Source organism: Halomonas sp. THAF5a, assembly GCF_009363755.1.
In the GTDB taxonomy this organism is placed as follows: Bacteria; Pseudomonadota; Gammaproteobacteria; order Pseudomonadales; family Halomonadaceae; genus Halomonas.
Map to the genome: position 1 here is coordinate 3,131,332 of NZ_CP045417.1, position 16,948 is coordinate 3,148,279.

Genomic DNA, 16,948 nt, shown 5'->3' on the forward strand with positions numbered 1-16,948 from the left:
CGAGCCCTGCTCTAAGTTATCGATTGACACTGGTTAATCATTCGTCAGAACCAGAATGCGCGGTCACCCCTCGAGATGACCGCGCACTCAACACCTGGGTGAGGTGATCTCAGGTACCGGAGATCACTCGATCCAGCCCTGCTCGCGATAGTAGCGTGCAGCGCCCTCATGCAGCGGGGCCGAGAGGCCGGAGCTCACCATGTCCTGGGGATCGAGGTTCTCGAAGGCCGGGTGCAGGCGCTTGAAGCGATCGAAGTTGTCAAAGATCGCCTTGACCGTCTGGTAGACCACCTCGTCGTCGGTGTTGGTGTCGGTCACGAAGGTGGCCGCCACGCCGAAGGTGGGCACGTCGTCCGGGTTGCCCTTGTAGAGGCCACCGGGGATGACCGACTTGGAGTAGTAGGGATGCTCCTCGACGATCTGGTCGATGACCGGCCCCTCGAGCGGCACCAGGCGTGCGTCGACGGTGGTGGTGGCCTCCTGCAGGGAGCCGTTGGGGTGACCGACCACGTAAACCATGGCGTCGATGTTGTTGTCGGACAGGGCCGCGGCCTGCTCGGCGGCGTCGAGCTGAGAGGCCAGGGAGAAGGTGTCCATGGTCCAGCCCTTGGCATCCATCACCACTTCCATGGTGTTGCGCTGACCGGAACCCGGGTTGCCGATGTTGACGCGCTTGCCTTCCAGGTCGTCGAGGCCCTCGATGCCGGCATCGGCGCGGGCCAGCATGGTCAGCGGCTCACCGTGGACACGGAAGACCGCGCGCAGCTCCTCGTAGGCATCACCCTCGAAGTTGCCGGTGCCGTTGTAGGCCTGGTACTGCACGTCGGACTGCACCACGCCCATGTCGAGCTCGCCGGACTTGATGCCGTTGACGTTGGCCACCGACCCGCCGGTGGAGGGGGCGTTGCACTTGATGTTGGCGTCTTCCAGACGGTTCACGAGGCGGCAGACGGACTGGCCGACGACATAGTAGACGCCGGTCTGACCACCGGTACCGATGGTGATGAATTTCTCTTCCTGGGCCATGGCCGGCGATGCGAACATCGCGGCTCCCAGCATCGCACCGGTGAAGGCAGCGGCAGAGAAAGCATGACGTTTCATGGACACACCTCTTGAGTTGTGCAAACGGATTCCTTGGCAGCGATCCGCTCCTGGACCGCCGACGGCCTTGAGCCGCTCCCCCCTACTTTAGCGAAAAAAGCGGTCATATGATGAGGCCTTTTTGCTTACGAGGGAGTCTAGACCCAGCGTAGGTCACGTGAACGTTAATTTTCCGCGGTGCTCTCCACGCACGGTCGCCTGGACGACCGAGGGACGTGGCGGATAGCGAGACGACGAACGGGCCTTGATGCCCCGCGATGCCAGGCGCCAGACTGGGCAGGAGGGGCGCTTGCCCGGCCAGCGAGGAGTCGCGACATGACCCAGCGAATCGAGTGCGTTCAGGGAGATATCGCCCGACAGGCCGATATCGATACCGTGGTCAATGCCGCCAACGCCCAGCTGAGAAGCGGCGGCGGCGTGGCGGGCGCCCTGCATCGGGCCGCCGGCCCGGCGCTTGCCGAGGCGTGCCGGCCGCTGGCGCCGATCCGGCCCGGCCAGGCGGTGATCACCGGCGCCTTCGCGCTGCCCAACCGCCACGTGATCCACTGCCTGGGGCCGGTCTACGGCGTCGACGAGCCCGCCGACGAGCTGCTCGCAGCCTGCTACCGCCACGCCCTGGAGCTGGCCGAGCGCCACGCCATCCCCTCGATCGCCTTTCCCGCCCTCTCCGCCGGGGCCTTCGGCTACCCGCCGGCCGAGGCGGCGCGGATCGCGCTCTCGACGGTGCTCACCACCCTGCCCCGCTGCCCGGGCATCGAGCGCGTGCGCTTCGTGCTCTTCGACGCCACCGGCCGGGCACTGCATGACCGCACCCTGGCCACCCTGCAGGGCGGCCAGGCGCAGCAGGACCCTCCTCAGACGTTGTAGCCCAGCACCGCCGGCAGCCACAGCGCGATGGCGGGGAACAACGCCACCAGGGCCAGGGCGGCCGCCATGGCGGCGACGAACAGCAGCGCCCAGCCGACGGTCTGCTCCAGGCGGATCTTCGCCACCTCGGTGGTCACCATCAGGTTCACCGCCACCGGCGGGGTGAACTGACCGATGGCGATGTTCATCGCCATCAGGATGCCGAACCAGACCGGGTTCCACGCGAAGTGCTGCATCACCGGGATCAGGATCGGCATCATGATCAGGTAGATCGAGATGGCATCGAGCACCATGCCGGCCAGCAGCACCGCCAGCATGATCAGCAACAGCAGCAGGGTACCGCTGTCGGTCAGCCCGATGATCCACTCCGCCAGGTGACGGAAGGTGCCGAGCATGGTGCCGGCCCAGGCGAAGATGCCGGCCAGGGCAATGATCAGGAGCACCACCCCGGAGATCACCGCCGCCTCGCCGAGCAGCGCCCAGAGGTCCCGCCAGCCCATCTCCCGGGTCAGCAGGAGGCCGACCAAGGCGCCGTAGGCCACCGCCACCACCGCCGCCTCGGTGGGCGTGAAGAGCCCGCTGCGCAGCCCCCCGAGGATGATCACCGGGGCGAACAGCGCCGGCAGCGCCTGGCGGAAGCTCTCGCCGAGCGCCGGCCGCTCGACCGCCGCCGGGGCCTCCCATCGATGGCGCCGGGAGAGCAGCAGCGCCGGCACCAGCAGCGCCGCCCCGGCCAGCAGCCCCGGGAAGAGCCCCGCCGCGAAGAGCGCCCGCAGATCGACCCCCGGCACCACGATGGAGTAGAGGATCAGCGCCACCGAGGGCGGAATCAGGATCGCCGTGGAGGCCGAGGCGGCGATCAGCGTGGCCGAGAAGGGCCTGGGATAACCCGCCTTGGTCATGCTGGGCAGCATTACCATGGCCACCGCGGCGGCGTCGGCGGGCCCCGAGCCGCTCATGCCGCCCATGATCATGCAGACCAGCACCGCCACCACGGCGAGGCCGCCGTGGCGCGGACCGATCAGCGCCTGGGCGAAGCGCACCAGGCGCGCCGCCACCCCGGCCCGCTCGAAGATCAGGCCGGTGAGGATGAACAGCGGAATGGCGATCAGCGGATACTTGGCCACGCCGTTGTAGGTGTTGGTGCCGAGCGTGGCCAGCATGGCCGGCGAGAGGCCGGCGAGGATGCCCACGGCCCCGGACAGCCCCAGCGAGAAGGCCACCGGCACCCCGGCGATCAGCAGGCCCGCGAAGGCCAGCAGCATCCACAGATCAGGCGTCATCGTCGAGCCTCCCGCGCAGGCGGTCCCAGGTCTGCTGCCCCTGGCGCAGCAGCATCAGCGCCGAGAGCAGTGGCAGCCAGGCCAGGTACCACCACTGGGGCAGGCCGAGCCCCGGGGAGAGCGAGCCCCACTGGATCTCCTGCCAGGTCATCCGGGCCCCGAACCAGGTGATCAGCCCCAGCACCGTCATACCGCAGGCGCCCTGGAAGAGGATCAGGGCGCGGCGCGGCACCGTGGGCAGGGCCCGCTCCAGCAGGCCGATGCGAATATGGCGGTGGCGGCGCAGGGCCACCGAGGCGCCGGCGAAGGTCAGCACCACCAGCAGGAACACCGAGAACTCCTCGGTGAAGGCGAAGGAGCCGCCGGTGAGGTAGCGCACCACCACGTTGGCCAGGCTGATCAGGCCGATGATCAGGATCGCGAGGGTCGCCAGCAGGCGTTCGAGTCTTGCGTCGGGAGGGGTCATGAGCGTTGAGGGTCAAGGGCGTTGAGACGAGATCGGCCCCGCAAGGGGCCGATCGTGAGAAGCCGAGGGGAAGGGGCGGTCACGGGGACGGCAGGCGCCGGGGTCACTCCGGCGACATGTCGTCGCGGGCGGCCTCGACGATCGCCTCGCCGATGCGCGGCACCCACTCGTCGTGGACCGACTCGGTGGCCTCGACGAAGGCTTGATGCTGCGCCTCGTCGAGATCGGTGACCGTGACCCCGCGCTCGCGGATCGCCGCCAGCCGCGCCGGCTCCTCCTCGCGGGTCATGGCGATCTCCCAGGCGCCGGCCTCCTCGGCGGTCTCGCGCAGCAGGGTGCGCTCCTGCTCGTCGAGGGACTCCCACACCTGGCGGTTCACCGCGAAGACCAGCGGGTCGTTCATGTAGTTCCAGCGGGTCAGGTGTGACTGCCCCACCTGATCGATGCGCGCCACGTCGAACACCGAGAGCGGGTTCTCCTGGCCGTCCACCGCACCGGTGGTCAGCGCCGGCTTGGCATCGGCCCAGCTCATCTGGGTGGGGTTGGCCCCCAGCGCCGTGAAGGTGTCCTGGAAGAGCGGCGAGCCCACCACGCGGATCTTCAGGCCCTCGAGGTCGGCCGGCTCGTCGATGGGCCCCTGGGAGTTGGAGAGCTGGCGGAAGCCGTTCTCGCCCCAGGCCAGCGGCACCACCCCCCGCGAGCCGATGGCCTCGAAGACCAGTTCGCCGGCCGCCCCGCCGGTGACGGCATCGACCGCCTCGGCATCGGGCATGAAGAAGGGCAGCGAGAAGAGGTTGAGTTCCGGCACCTGGGGCGACCAGTTGATGGTCGAGCCCACGGCCGCATCGATCAGCCCCGAGCGCATGGCCGAGAACTCGCGGGTCTGGTCGCCGTTGACCAGCTGGGAGTTGGGATAGACCCGCAGGGTCAGGTCGCCGCCGGAGCGCTCCGCGACCAGTTCGGCCCACTTCTCGGCGGCCTGTCCCCAGGGGAAGGCGTCGGAGAGCACGGTGGAGACGGAGAGCTCCCGGGCCTGGACGGACGAGGCGAGGGCGAGGGAAGCGCTGACGAGAAAGGCGCCGGCCAGGGCGGCGGCTCCTCGGCGCGGAGAGCGTGACGAAGGCATGGCGTGTCCTTGCGGTGTGGTCGTGGGGCGGTCCGTCGCCGGCCTCCCCGACATCGTTATCGGCAGGGCGTCATCGACGCCGCGAGCCTAACGATGCCCTGTCATCCGGGCGTCATGCAAGAGAGACCGCCCCCGGGCGCTGTCGCGGCATTCAACGGAGTTGCTATGCTGTGAGGCTTTTCGCCGACCCTCCCCGAGGAGACACCGTGCCGCTTCGCGACCTGGCCCTGGGCCTCGCCGTCATCGCCATCTGGGCGCTGAACATCATCGTCATCAAGCTGGGGGTGGTCGAGCTGCCGCCGCTCTTGCTGACCACCCTGCGCTTCGCCCTGGTGGCGGCGCTGCTGGTGCCCTTCCACCCCGTGGCCCGCCACCAGCTGCCCTTCCTGGCGCTGCTCTCGGTGACCTTCGGCTCCCTGCACTTCGCCCTGCTGTTTATCGGCCTCGGCCAGGCCGAGGCGGGCACCGGCGCGCTGCTGGTGCAGATGGGCACGCCCTTCGCCACCCTGCTCGCCGTGGTGTTTCTCGGCGAGCGCCTGGAGCCGCGGCGCGTGGCGGGGCTCGCGCTCTCCTTCGCCGGGGTCGCGGTGCTGGCCGGCGGCCCCTCGCTTCCGGCGCCACTGCCCACCGCCCTGCTGCTGGCCAGCGCCCTGGGCTGGGCCATCTCGCAGCTGCTGATCAAGCACGGTCCCAATGTCTCGCCCATGGCCCTGGCGGGCTGGGTGGCGCTGTTCGCCACCCCCCAGGTGGCGCTGGGGTCCTGGTGGTTCGAGCAGGGCCAGTGGGCCGCCATCAGGGCGGCCGGCTGGGCCGGCTGGGGCGCGGTGTTCTACACCGCGGTGATGTCCTCCATCGTGGCCTACGGCCTCTGGTACGGCCTGCTGCGTCGTCACCCGGTCAACCGGGTGGTGCCGCTGACCCTGCTGATGCCGGTAGGGGCGGTGCTGCTGGGCGTGGCGCTGATGGGCGACGGCCTGGGGATGCACAAGCTCATCGGCGGCGGGCTGGTGATCGCCGGACTGGCGCTGATCGTGCTGCGTGTCGGCTTCCGCCGCCCGGCCGGCTGATGCGGGGCGCCCGCGGCGCGATCAGGACGCCGGCGGCTCGCCGGCCTCGCCCGGGCAGAGCCCGCCGCCGCCCGGCCAGCTGACGCAGTCCCCCGCCGCCACGCCCATCGCCTCGAAGGCACCGGCGTTGACCTCCAGGGCCGCCCGGTAGGGCACGCCGGGGCGGGTCACCGGGCAGTCGCCGGGGGCCTCGGCGGTGCAGGGCGTCATGCGGTGGATCTCGGCGATGCGCCCCGCCTCGTCGATGAAGGCGATGTCCAGCGGGATCCGGGTGCGATACATCCAGAAGCCGTTGCGCGAGGGCTGGGGATGACGGTAGAGGAAGAGCATGCCGGTGCCCTCGGCGAGGTGGTCGCGCTCCATCAGGCCGCGGCTGCGCTCGCGAATGCTGCGGGCCACCTCCACCTCGAGGCGCTGCGGCCCCCGCTCGCCGTGGATGACCAGCGGCACGCGCGCGAGCGCCGGGGCCTCGTCGGGCTCGGCGGAGAGCGGGCGGGTCAGCAGGCCGGCCGCGGGCAAGAGGGCCAGGCCCAGCAGCAGCTGGCGACGGGTCGTGTTCATTGGGCCTCCTCGGCCTTGGGGGGAACAGGCAACGGATCGGGGGCGTCCGGCATCAGGTGGATGCCCGAGGCGAGCAGCGAGACGCCTACCCGCTCGCCCCGGGCCAGGCCGTTGCGGCGTGCCGCGTGGGTGGGCAGCTCGAAGCGCAGGGTATCGTCGCAGTGTTCGAAGGCGAGCGCCAGATAGGTGATGCCGCCCAGCACCGCCATCTCCACGACCCGGCCCGTGACGGGGTTCTCGCGCTCTCCCCGGGAGGGACGGCCGCGGCGGTGCAGCACCACGTCCGACGGCGGCAGGTACCAGCTGACGGGCTGACCCGGCGACAGCCCCTCGAGGCCGTGCGCCACCTCCAGTCGCCAGGGCCCCCACTGCAGCCGGCGCCCCGCCGCGGCGTCGACCACGCGGCCCGCGAAGACGTTGTGACGGTCGAGCAGCCGCGCCACCTCCGGGCTCCTGGGACGCCGGAAGAGCGTCTCGACGGGCGCCTGCTGCAGGCTGCGCCCGGCGTGCAGCACGCAGAGCCGGTCGGCCAGGGCGGCGGCCTCGTCGAGGTCGTGGGTGACCAGCAGGATGGGGATGCGGATCTCGTCGCGCAGCAGGGCCAGCTCGCGCTGCAGGCGGCGCCGGGTGACCTGGTCCACCGCGGAGAAGGGCTCGTCCAGCAGCAGCACCCGCGGGTTGCGGGCCAGCGCCCTGGCCAGGGCCACCCGCTGGCGCTGGCCGCCGGAGAGCGCCGCGGGGTGACGCTCGGCGAGGCCGTCGAGGCGCACCCGGGCGAGCCACCGCTCGGCGGCCCGGCGGCGCTCGGCGGCGGGCAGGTGATCAAGCGCGACCATGACGTTGTCCCGAGCGGTCAGATGCGGAAAGAGCGCATAGTCCTGGAACACCAGCCCCACCCGGCGCCGCTGAGGGCGCCGCGAGCGTCCCGACGCGGCATCGAACCAGGTCTCCCCGGCGCAGCGGATGACCCCGCTCGCCGGCCGGTAGAGCCCGGCGATGGCCCGCAGCAGGGTGGTCTTGCCGCTCCCCGAGGGCCCGACCAGGGCCAGCAGCTCCCCGGCCTCGCAGTGGAAGTCGGCGGCCAGCGGGATCGGCCCCGTCTGGTGCAGGCTGACCGCCAGCCCCTCGCCGCTCGCCCCCGGCCCCTGGGAAGGCGTCGACTCAGCCACGGCGCCACCTGCGTCGCCCGGCGAGCCCGTAGACCACGCCGATGGTCAGGAAGGAAACCAGCAGCAGCATGGCCGACATCACCGCCGCTCCCGACTCGTCGAAGGCCTGGACCCGGTCGTAGATGGCGATGGCGAGGGTGCGGGTCTCGCCGTCGATGGCGCCGCCGACCATCAGGATCACCCCGAACTCGCCGAGGGTGTGGGCGAAGGTGAGCGCCAGGGCCGAGACCAGCCCCGGCCAGACCAGCGGCAGCTCGATGCGCAGTAGTGTCTGGGCCGGCGAGAGGCCGCTGCACCAGGCGGCCTCGCGCAGGTTGGGGGGGATCGTCTCGAAGGCGCGCTGGATCGGCTGGACGGCGAAGGGCAGGTTGGCGACCAGCGAGGCGAGCAGGATGCCGGTGAAGGTGAAGTTGAGCCCGCCGCCGGTCAGCGACTGCCAGGCGGCGCCGAAGGGCGCCTGCTCCCCGAAGGCCTGCATCAGGTAGAAGCCGAGCACCGTGGGCGGCATCACCAGCGGCAGCGCCACCAGCGCCTCGCAGAGGGCGCGGCCGCGAAAGCGTGACAGCGCCAGGGCGCGGCCCAGCCACAGCCCTGCCGGCAGCAGCAGCAGGCAGGTGAGCCCGGCCAGGCGCAGCGAGACCGAGAGCGCCGTCCACTCCATCAGGCGCCGCTCGCCGGGGTCGGGGATGGGCTCGGCGGCTGGAAGCCGAAGCGCGCCAGGATCGCGCGGGCCTCCTCGCCCTGCAGCCAGGCGTAGAGGGCGCGGGCCGCCTCGCCGGCGTCGGGCACCAGCGCCATGCGCTGGCGCAGCGGGGCGTGCCGATCGGCGGGAATCAGCACGTGCTCGGCCCGCTCCCCAAGCGCCGGGGCCAGGGCCAGGGAGTAGGCGACCAGGCCGCCGCGGGCCTCGTCGGCCAGGGCGAAGCGCGCCGCCTGGGAGACGTTCTCGCCCATCACGCGCAGCGGCGCCGAGGCCGCCCAGAGCCCGGCCTGCTCGAGGGCCTGGCGCGCGGCGATGCCGTAGGGGGCGTGCTCCGGGTTGGCCAGCGCCACCCGTGGGCGCCCCTCCCCCGCCCGATGGTCGGCGATGGCCGCCTCGACGGCGGCGAGGGGGGCCGACTCGCTCGGCAGCGCGCCGCGCCCGGCGGGCTGGATCCAGGCCAGCCGGCCGACCGCGTAGACCACGCCGGTGTCCGCCAGGTGGCCCGCCTGGTGCAGGGCCAGCACGCTCTGTTCGTCCGCCGAGAGAAAGAGCTCGAAGGGCGCCCCCTGGGCGATCTGGCGACGGAAGTTGCCGGAGGCGCCATAGTTCACCCGCACCGGCGCCCCGCCCTGGGCGCGGAAGCGCTCGACCAGCGCGGGAAAGGCGAACTGCAGGGAGGAGGCGACGGCCACGGTGGCCGGCCCGGCGAGCGCCGGAGCGGCGCTGGCCAGCAGCCAGGCGGCCAGAGCGAGGCGAAGCACAGCGGTCATGGCGAGGTCCAAAGCCCGATCAACGAGCCCGCATTGTCGGCCAGGTCCTCGCCCGGAACAAGGCGGATGCCGCCGCCGCGGCGGCGGTCTCGAGGCGCCTCGAGCCGGATCAGCCCCGGGCCCCGTCGGCCTGGCCGAGGATCGCCATCAGGTCGATGCGGGACTCCCGTACGCTCAGGTCGAGCAGCGCCTCGAGGCCCTCCAGGTGCGCCGCGACGGCCCGCCGGGCGGCCTCTCCCTCGCCCGCCCTGAGGGCGTCGAGCAGCGCGGGGTGATCCCCTTCCAGGTAGCAGGAGCCGAGGCTCGGGCGCTTGTAGAGGGCGATCACGATGGAGGTGCGCAGGATCAGGTCGGTGAGCATCGCGCCCAGCACGCGGTTCGGCGAGGCCTCGGCCAGCAGGTGGTGGAGGGCCAGGGAGTGCTCGATGCGGGCCGGCTCGTCGCCGCGCCCGTGGGCCTCGATCTCGCGCTCGACCTGCTGCTCGAGGCGCGCCGCCGTGGCGGCGTCGAGGCCGCCGGCCAGCAGCGCGGCGACCTCGCCCTCGACCAGGCGCCGGGCGGCGAAGGTCTCGCGGGTCTCCTCGATGCTCGGCGCGCGCACCCGCGCCACCTGGTTGGGGCGCTGGTCCACCACGTGCTCGGAGGCGAGCCGAGTGAGGGCCTTGCGCACCACCGAGCGGCTGACCCCGAACACCTCGCCCAGGGTCACCTCCGGCAGGCGCGTGCCCGGCGGCAGGCGCTGCATCAGCACGGCACGCCGCACCTGGTCGACGATATCCCGGTCGCCGATGCGACGGTCGCCGATGCGACGCCCGGCCCTGACCTCCGCCAGCACCTCCTCCTGCCACTCCTCGTGCATGATGGTTCCTCTCGATAGTTTGCCGACAGCTTCTCATTCCGTCGCCAGAATGGCTACAGCAGAGGCACCTATCGTATACAAGGATCACGCCTCGGCCCGGTGCTCCGTGCCCACGTCGAGGATCTTCATGGTGTTGGTGCCGCCATGGGCGTTCATGTGGTCGCCCCGGGTGAGGATGACGTGGTCGCCCGGCTCGGCGATGCCCTGGCGGACCAGCAGCGCGAGGGCCCGGTCGTTGAGCTCGGCGGCGGTCATCTCGCTGGTGTCGAAGGGCAGCGAGACCACCCCGCGGTAGAGCGCCATGCGCCGCTGGGCCACCGGGTTGTGGGCCAGGCCGATGATCGGCAGCCCCGAGCTGATGCGCGAGGCGATCAGCGGCGTGTAGCCGGAGGCGGTCATGCAGGCGATGGCGGCCACCCCGGTCAGGTGGTTGGCGGCGTACATCGCCGAGAGCGCGATGGTCTCGTCGGTGCGGCTGAAGCCCTCGTGGATGCGGTGGCCGGACTCCTGGGCGCGGCGCTCGCGCTCGGCGCCCAGGCAGACCCGGTCCATCGCCGCGATGGTCTCCACCGGGAAGTCGCCGGCGGCGGTCTCGGCGGAGAGCATCACCGCGTCGGTGCCGTCGAGCACGGCGTTGGCCACGTCGAATACCTCGGCCCGGGTGGGCAGCGGCGACTCGATCATCGACTCCATCATCTGGGTCGCGGTGATCACCGCGCGGTTCAGGGTGCGGGCATGCTTGATGATGCGCTTCTGGGTGCCGATCAGCTGGGCGTCGCCGATCTCCACGCCGAGGTCGCCGCGGGCCACCATCACCGCCTCGCTGGCGCGGATGATGCCGTCCAGGGTCTCATCACTGGCCACCGCCTCGGCGCGCTCGAGCTTGGCCACCAGGCCGATCTCGGCCCCGGCCTCGCCGAGCAGTTCGCGGGCCTCGTCCATGTCGGCGGCGCTGCGCGGGAAGGAGATCGCCAGGTAGTCGACGCCGATGTCCACGGCGGTCTTCAAGTCGGCCCTGTCCTTGTCGGTGAGCGCCGGGGCGGAGAGGCCGCCGCCCTGCTTGTTGATGCCCTTGTTGTCGGAGAGCCTGCCGCCCACCACCACGCTGGTGTGGATCAGGTGGTCGACGACCCGGTTGACGTCGAGCACCACCCGGCCGTCGTCGAGCAGCAGGCGATCTCCCGGGGCGACGTCGTCGGCCAGGGTCTTGTAGTCGCAGCCGACCCGGGTGGCGTCGCCCTGGTCGCTGGCCAGGCCCATGTCGAGGATGAAGGACTGGCCCTCCTCGAGGGTCACGGCGCCCGCCTGGAAGCGGGCGATGCGGATCTTGGGTCCCTGCAGGTCGCCCAGGGCAGCGACGCTCCTGCCCAGGCGCGCGGCGATCTCGCGCACCCGCGCCAGGCGCTGGCGGTGGTCGTCGGCGGAGCCGTGGGAGAAGTTGAGGCGCACCACGTCGACGCCGGCCTCGAGCATGGCCTCGAGCACGCCCTCCCGGTCGCTGGCCGGGCCCAGGGTGGCGACGATCTTGGTGCGGCGGATGGGGGCGTGAATCGGGGCGTGAGTCGGCAGCGTCATGGGGTCCTCGGCAGTACCAGGATGGCACGGAAATCGTTGACATTGGTGCGCGTCGGCCCGGTGACGATCAGGTCGTCCAGGGCCTCGAAGAAAGTATACGCGTCATTACGTGACAGGTAGTCGTCGGGGTCGAGGCCCGCCGCCTGCGCCCGCCCCCAATCCTCGGTGGCGCACTGCGCGCCGGCGTTGTCCTCGGAGCCGTCGATGCCGTCGGTGTCCACCGCCACGGCGTAGATGCCGGGGGCGCCCCTGAGGGTCCCGAAGAGCCCCAGCAGGTACTCGACGTTGCGCCCGCCGCGGCCGTCGCCCCGGACGGTCACGCTGGTCTCGCCGCCGGAGAGGATCAGCAGCGGCCGCTCGAGCCCGACCTGGGCCTCGAGGGCCAGGCGAGCGTGCTCGCGGCCGAGCTCGCGGGCCTCGCCCTCCAGGTCGTCGCCGAGCAGGCGCACCTCGACCGCGTCGGCCTCGGCGGCGGCCCGGCCCGCGGTCAGAGCGTCCCGGGCGCGGGCAAGGATCTCGCTCTCATCGCGGGCGTAGCCCGGATCGTCCGGCCGCGGCGCCTCGTGGTTGGCCTCCAGCTGCCGGCGCACCGCAGCGGAGACCTCGATGCCGCGCCGTTCCAGGATCGCCAGCGCCTCGTCGGGGGTGGAGGCGTCGGGCAGGGTCGGCCCGGAGGCGATCAGCGAGGCCTCGTCGCCGGGCACGTCGGAGATCAGCCAGGTCAGCACCCGGGCCGGGTGCGCGGCGGCCGCCAGGCGCCCGCCCTTGATGGCGGAGAGATGGCGGCGCACGGTGTTGATCTCGCCGATCGGGGCGCCGCTTCTCAGCAGCGCCTTGTTGATGGCCTGCTTCTCGGCCAGGCTCACGCCCGGTGCCGGCAGGGTCATCAGCGCCGAGCCGCCGCCGGAGATCAGGGCGATCACCAGGTCGTCCTCCCCCAGGTCGGCCACGGCCTCGAGCATGCGCCGCGCCGCCTGCTCGCTCAGGTCGTCGGGCATCGGGTGCGACGCCTCGAGGACCTCGATGCGCCGGCACTCGCTATCCGGCCCTTGTGGACCGTGCCCGTAGCGGGTCACCACCAGGCCCTCGAGGGGCGCCTCGGGCTGGTGGGCCTGCCAGCTGCGCTCCAGGGCCGCGGCCATGGCGGCGGCGGCCTTCCCCGCGCCGACCACCACGGTGCGACCGCGGGGCGGCGCGGGGAGCCGTTCGGGCAGCAGGGTATCGGGATGCACGGCCGCGATGGCGGTGTTCGCCAGTCGGCGAAGCCAGTCGCTCGGCGCCTCGAGCGCGCCGTGGGGGGCCTGGGGGCTGTGGGTGTTCATGGACGTCTCCTTCACGAAAAAGGCCCGGTGACGGGCGGGTACTTCAGGGGGACCCCACCACCGGGCAACGATCGCCAGCGGCGATCCGGCAGGCGACGACCCGACGCCTGCCGTCAGGGAGCAGTCACCTCCCCGTCACCCGTCGGCCCACAGTGATGGCCGACGGGCAGAGCTCACGCCCCGTCGAGGGACGGGTCGTCACTCAGTCCTGGCCGATCTCGTGGTTGGCCAGCGACTCCAGGGCCCGGACCATGCCGGCGTGATCCCAGTCGGCACCGCCGTGGGCGGCGCAGGCCTGGAGCAGCTGCTGGGCGTTGGCGGTGCCGGGCAGCGAGAGGTTCAGGGTGCGTGCGCCCTCCAGCGCCAGGTTGAGGTCCTTCTGGTGCAGCTTGACCTTGAAGCCCGGGTCGAAGGTGCGCTCGATCATGCGCTCGCCGTGCACGTCGAGGATCTTCGACTGGGCGAGGCCGCCGAGCAGCGACTCGCGCACCTTGGCCACGTCGGCGCCCGCCCTGGAGGCGAACAGCAGCCCCTCGGAGACCGCCTCGATGGTCAGGGCGACGACGATCTGATTGGCTACCTTGCAGGTCTGGCCGGCACCGTGTCCACCGATATGGGTGATGGTCTTGCCCATCACCTCGAGAATCGGCGTGGCGCGCTCGAAGCCCTCCTCGGTGGCGCCGACCATGATGGTCAGGGCGGCGTTGATGGCGCCGCCCTCGCCGCCGGAGACCGGGGCATCGACGTACTCGCCGCCCGCCTCATGGACACGCCTGGCGAAGTCCTGGGTGGGGATCGGCGCGATGGAGCTCATGTCGATCACCAGGGTGCCCGGTTTTAGCCCCTCGATCACGCCGCCCTCGCCGAAGAGCACCTCCTCGACGTCCGGGGTGTCCGGGACCATGGTGATGATCACCTCGGAGGCCTCGGCGACCGCCTTGGGGTTGTCCAGCGCCTGCATGCCCTTGGCGGCCAGGGTCTCGTCCAGGGTGCCGCGCCTGACGGTGGTCAGTGCGTGGCCGGCGTCCAGCAGGTGCCCCGCCATGGGACGGCCCATGATGCCCAGTCCGATAAAACCGATCTTGCTCATGATGATACTCCTGTCACGTTACTTGCTGACGTTGGGTCGTGAGTCTTCGTCGTCGTGCGGAAAGTGTCGCTCAGGGCCTTCAGGGATGAGCGCCGGGGACAAGACGAAGCGAGGGTCCTACGCCAGGGATGGCGTCGGTAGCGCCCAGGGAGGGGGTCACAGCGCCCTCGCGGCGTCTTGACGCCGGGATAGCTCATCCCGACCGCTGCCCTGTCCCGTCACCGCTTTCTGCCTTCAATGTTCAGCCTTAACATCGTCCAGCCAACCCAGGCCTTCCTGGGTCCCCGCCCGGGGCTTGTACTCGGCGCCGATCCAGCCCTGGTAGCCGAGGCGGTCGAGGTGCGCGAACAGGAAGGGATAGTGGATCTCGCCGCTGCCCGGCTCGTGGCGGCCCGGGTTGTCGGCCAGCTGCACGTGGGCGATGCGATCGAGGTGCTTCTCGATGGTCGGGGCCAGATCCCCTTCCATGATCTGCATGTGATAGATGTCGTACTGCAGCTTCAGGTTGTTCGAGCCCACCTCGTCGAACAGCGCCAGGGCCTGCTCGGTGCGATTGAGGAAGAAGCCCGGGATGTCGCGGGTGTTGATCGGCTCGGCGACCAGCAGGATGCCGGCGGCCTGGAGCTTCTCGGCGGCGAAGCGCAGGTTCTCGACCAGGGTCCGGCGCGCCTGGTCGTCGCTGACGCCCTCGGGCTTGATGCCGGCCAGGCAGTTGACCTGGGTGTTGCCCAGGACCTTGGCGTAGGCGATGGCGCGGTCGACGCCCGAGCGGAACTCCTCGACGCGGTCCGGGTGGCAGGCGATGCCGCGCTCGCCGGCGCCCCAGTCGCCGGCCGGCAGGTTGAACAGCACCTGGGTCAGGCCGTTGTCGTCGAGGCGGCGCTTGAGCTCGTCGGCCTCGACGTCATAGGGAAAGAGGTACTCGACGCCCTTGAAGCCCGCGTCCGCGGCGGCCTCGAAGCGGTCGAGGAAGTCCACCTCGGTGAACAGCATGCTGAGATTGGCGGCGAACTTGGCCATGTCGCTCTCCTGGATCAATGAATCATGTGGTGGGGCACCGGGGACAAGCCGAAGAGGAGGTCCTATGCCAGGGATGGCATCGGTAGCGCCCATGGATGGGTTCACAGCGCCTCCTCGAAGGCTTGTCGACGGTTCAGCCCCATGTCTGCTCTGTATGGTTCAGGTTAAAGCCGCGATCGAGCTCGGCGCATCGGCGACGCTCTCGGCCAGCGCCTCGAACTCCTTGATGCCGGCAAGGTCGGTGCCCATGGCGATGTTGGTCACCCGCTCGAGGATCACCTCGACCACCACCGGCACGCGATGCTCCCTCATCAGCTCGCGGGCCTCGGCGAAGGCCGGCGCGATCCGGTCGGGCTCGGTGACGCGGATCGCCTTGCAGCCCAGCCCCTCGACCACGGCGACGTGATCCACGCCGTAGCCGTTGATCTCCGGGCAGTTGATGTTCTCGAAGGCGAGCTGCACCTGGTAGTCCATGTCGAAGCCCCGCTGGGCCTGGCGGATCAGCCCCAGGTAGGAGTTGTTCACCACCACGTGGAGGTAGGGCAGGTGGAACTGCGCCCCGACCGCCAGCTCCTCGATCATGAACTGGAAATCATAGTCGCCGGAGAGCGCGACGATGTCGGTGTCCGGGTCGGCGCGACGCACGCCCAGCGCGGCCGGGATGGTCCAGCCCAGCGGGCCCGCCTGGCCGCAGTTGATCCAGTGGCGCGGCTTGTAGACGTGCAGGAACTGCGCGCCGGCGATCTGCGACAGGCCGATGGTGCTGACGTAGCGGGTGTTCTTGCCGAACGCCTTGTTCATCTCTTCAAAGACGCGCTGCGGCTTGACCGGCACGTCGTCGAAGTGCGTCTTGCGCAGCAGGGTGCGCTTGCGCGCCTGGCAGGCCTCGGCCCAGGCGCTGCGATCCTTGAGCCTGCCCGCGGCCTTCCACTCACGGGCCACCTCGATGAACAGCGCGAGCGCCGCCCCGGCGTCGGAGACGATGCCGTAGTCGGGGCCGAAGATGCGCCCGATCTGGGTCGGCTCGATGTCGACGTGCACGAAGGTGCGACCCGCGGTGTAGGTCTCGAGGTTGCCGGTGTGGCGGTTGGCCCAGCGGTTGCCGATGCCCATCACGAAGTCGGCCTCGAGCAGGGTCGCGTTGCCGTAGCGGTGCGAGGTCTGCAGGCCGGCCATGCCCGCCATCAGCGGATGGTCGTCGGGGATGGTGCCCCAGCCCATCAGGGTCGGGATGACCGGCACGCCGGTCAGCTCGGCGAACTCGGTGAGCAGGTCGGCGGCATCGGCGTTGATGATGCCGCCCCCGGCGACCAGCAGCGGCCGCTCGGCCTCGTCGAGCATGGCCAGCGCCTTCTCGATCTGGGCGCGGCTCGCGGTGGGCCGGTAGGCCGGCAGCGGCTCGTAGGTGTCCGGATCGAACTCGATCTCGGTCATCTGCACATCGATGGGCAGGTCGAGCAGCACCGGGCCCGGACGGCCGCTGCGCATGACCTGGAAGGCCTGCTGGAAGGCGCGCGGCACCTGGGCCGCCTCCAGCACGGTGGTGGCCCACTTGGTGACCGGGCCGGCGATGGCCGCAATGTCGACCGCCTGGAAGTCCTCCTTGTGCCGCTTGCCCACCGGCGCCTGGCCGGTGATGCAGAGGATCGGGATGGAGTCCGCCGAGGCCGAGTAGAGGCCGGTGATCATGTCGGTCCCGGCGGGGCCGGAGGTGCCGATGCACACGCCGATGTTACCGGGCTGGGCACGGGTGTAGCCCTCGGCCATGTGCGAGGCGCCCTCGACGTGGCGGGCCAGCACGTGGTCAACGCCGCCGATCTCGCGCATCGCGGCGTAGAAGGGGTTGATGGCGGCGCCGGGCAGGCCGAAGGCGACCTCGACGCCCTCCTTGCGCAGCACGTGAACGGCAGCTTCCGCGGCGGTCATGCGAGCCATGAGGAGTCCTCCAGTGGCGTATCTTATTATTTGG

At 71.0% G+C, this 16,948-nt stretch carries 16 protein-coding genes; 2 read left to right on the forward strand and 14 right to left on the reverse strand.

Annotated features, from left to right (window positions below):
* Positions 1-123 precede the first annotated feature (123 nt).
* Positions 124-1,101 carry a TAXI family TRAP transporter solute-binding subunit gene (locus tag FIU83_RS14160; RefSeq protein ID WP_152484636.1) on the reverse strand — a complete coding sequence of 326 codons (978 nt, stop codon included), beginning with the start codon at positions 1,099-1,101 and terminating at the stop codon, positions 124-126.
* 315 nt (positions 1,102-1,416) lie between these two features.
* On the opposite strand from FIU83_RS14160, the gene FIU83_RS14165 reads away from it, so the two are divergent.
* Complete coding sequence (locus FIU83_RS14165) at positions 1,417-1,968, forward strand: macro domain-containing protein (protein WP_152484637.1); 552 nt, start codon at positions 1,417-1,419, stop codon at positions 1,966-1,968.
* Here the strand turns inward: FIU83_RS14165 and FIU83_RS14170 are convergent.
* From FIU83_RS14170 to FIU83_RS14180, 3 genes are all read right to left on the reverse strand, one after another.
* On the reverse strand, positions 1,956-3,251 hold the full coding sequence (locus tag FIU83_RS14170) for a TRAP transporter large permease (protein WP_152484638.1): 1,296 nt from the start codon (positions 3,249-3,251) through the stop codon (positions 1,956-1,958). The two genes, FIU83_RS14165 and FIU83_RS14170, sit on opposite strands and share 13 nt — an antisense overlap.
* A complete protein-coding gene (locus FIU83_RS14175; protein ID WP_152484639.1) occupies positions 3,241-3,717 on the reverse strand; it encodes a TRAP transporter small permease in 477 nt (158 codons plus the stop codon). The genes FIU83_RS14170 and FIU83_RS14175 overlap by 11 nt, the downstream gene beginning before the upstream one ends.
* 103 nt (positions 3,718-3,820) lie before the next feature.
* Positions 3,821-4,843 carry a DctP family TRAP transporter solute-binding subunit gene (locus FIU83_RS14180; protein WP_152484640.1) on the reverse strand — a complete coding sequence of 341 codons (1,023 nt, stop codon included), beginning with the start codon at positions 4,841-4,843 and terminating at the stop codon, positions 3,821-3,823.
* A 206-nt stretch (positions 4,844-5,049) separates the two neighbouring features.
* Here FIU83_RS14180 and FIU83_RS14185 point away from each other — a divergent pair, with 206 nt between their 5' ends.
* On the forward strand, positions 5,050-5,910 hold the full coding sequence (locus FIU83_RS14185; RefSeq protein WP_152484641.1) for a DMT family transporter: 861 nt from the start codon (positions 5,050-5,052) through the stop codon (positions 5,908-5,910).
* 21 nt (positions 5,911-5,931) lie between these two features.
* Here FIU83_RS14185 and FIU83_RS14190 read toward each other — a convergent pair whose 3' ends face one another.
* The 10 genes from FIU83_RS14190 to gcl all read right to left on the reverse strand — a co-directional run bounded on the left by FIU83_RS14190 (position 5,932) and on the right by gcl (position 16,914).
* On the reverse strand, positions 5,932-6,471 hold the full coding sequence (locus tag FIU83_RS14190; RefSeq protein WP_152484642.1) for a DUF192 domain-containing protein: 540 nt from the start codon (positions 6,469-6,471) through the stop codon (positions 5,932-5,934).
* On the reverse strand, positions 6,468-7,640 hold the full coding sequence (locus tag FIU83_RS14195; protein WP_152484643.1) for an ABC transporter ATP-binding protein: 1,173 nt from the start codon (positions 7,638-7,640) through the stop codon (positions 6,468-6,470). Before FIU83_RS14195 ends, FIU83_RS14190 begins: the two co-directional genes overlap by 4 nt.
* Positions 7,633-8,301 (reverse strand): molybdate ABC transporter permease subunit, encoded by a 669-nt coding sequence (gene modB, locus FIU83_RS14200; RefSeq protein ID WP_152484644.1) that lies wholly within the window; start codon positions 8,299-8,301, stop codon positions 7,633-7,635. Before modB ends, FIU83_RS14195 begins: the two co-directional genes overlap by 8 nt.
* Positions 8,301-9,113 carry a molybdate ABC transporter substrate-binding protein gene (gene modA, locus FIU83_RS14205; RefSeq protein WP_152484645.1) on the reverse strand — a complete coding sequence of 271 codons (813 nt, stop codon included), beginning with the start codon at positions 9,111-9,113 and terminating at the stop codon, positions 8,301-8,303. Before modA ends, modB begins: the two co-directional genes overlap by 1 nt.
* A 109-nt stretch (positions 9,114-9,222) precedes the next feature.
* Positions 9,223-9,972, reverse strand: coding sequence for a GntR family transcriptional regulator (locus FIU83_RS14210; protein ID WP_152484646.1), 750 nt, complete (start codon positions 9,970-9,972; stop codon positions 9,223-9,225).
* An 84-nt stretch (positions 9,973-10,056) separates the two neighbouring features.
* Positions 10,057-11,547 (reverse strand): pyruvate kinase, encoded by a 1,491-nt coding sequence (gene pyk / locus FIU83_RS14215; protein WP_152484647.1) that lies wholly within the window; start codon positions 11,545-11,547, stop codon positions 10,057-10,059.
* Entirely contained in the window at positions 11,544-12,869 is a 1,326-nt protein-coding gene (locus FIU83_RS14220; RefSeq protein ID WP_152484648.1) for a glycerate kinase, read from the reverse strand. The genes pyk and FIU83_RS14220 overlap by 4 nt, the downstream gene beginning before the upstream one ends.
* Before the next feature lie 202 nt (positions 12,870-13,071).
* Positions 13,072-13,959 (reverse strand): 2-hydroxy-3-oxopropionate reductase, encoded by an 888-nt coding sequence (locus FIU83_RS14225; protein ID WP_152484649.1) that lies wholly within the window; start codon positions 13,957-13,959, stop codon positions 13,072-13,074.
* Positions 13,960-14,193: 234 nt separating this feature from the next.
* Positions 14,194-14,979, reverse strand: a complete 786-nt coding sequence (gene hyi / locus FIU83_RS14230) for a hydroxypyruvate isomerase (protein WP_152484650.1) — start codon at positions 14,977-14,979, stop codon at positions 14,194-14,196.
* A 159-nt stretch (positions 14,980-15,138) separates the two neighbouring features.
* Positions 15,139-16,914 carry a glyoxylate carboligase gene (gcl, locus tag FIU83_RS14235; protein WP_152484651.1) on the reverse strand — a complete coding sequence of 592 codons (1,776 nt, stop codon included), beginning with the start codon at positions 16,912-16,914 and terminating at the stop codon, positions 15,139-15,141.
* Between the last annotated feature and the right edge of the window lie 34 nt (positions 16,915-16,948).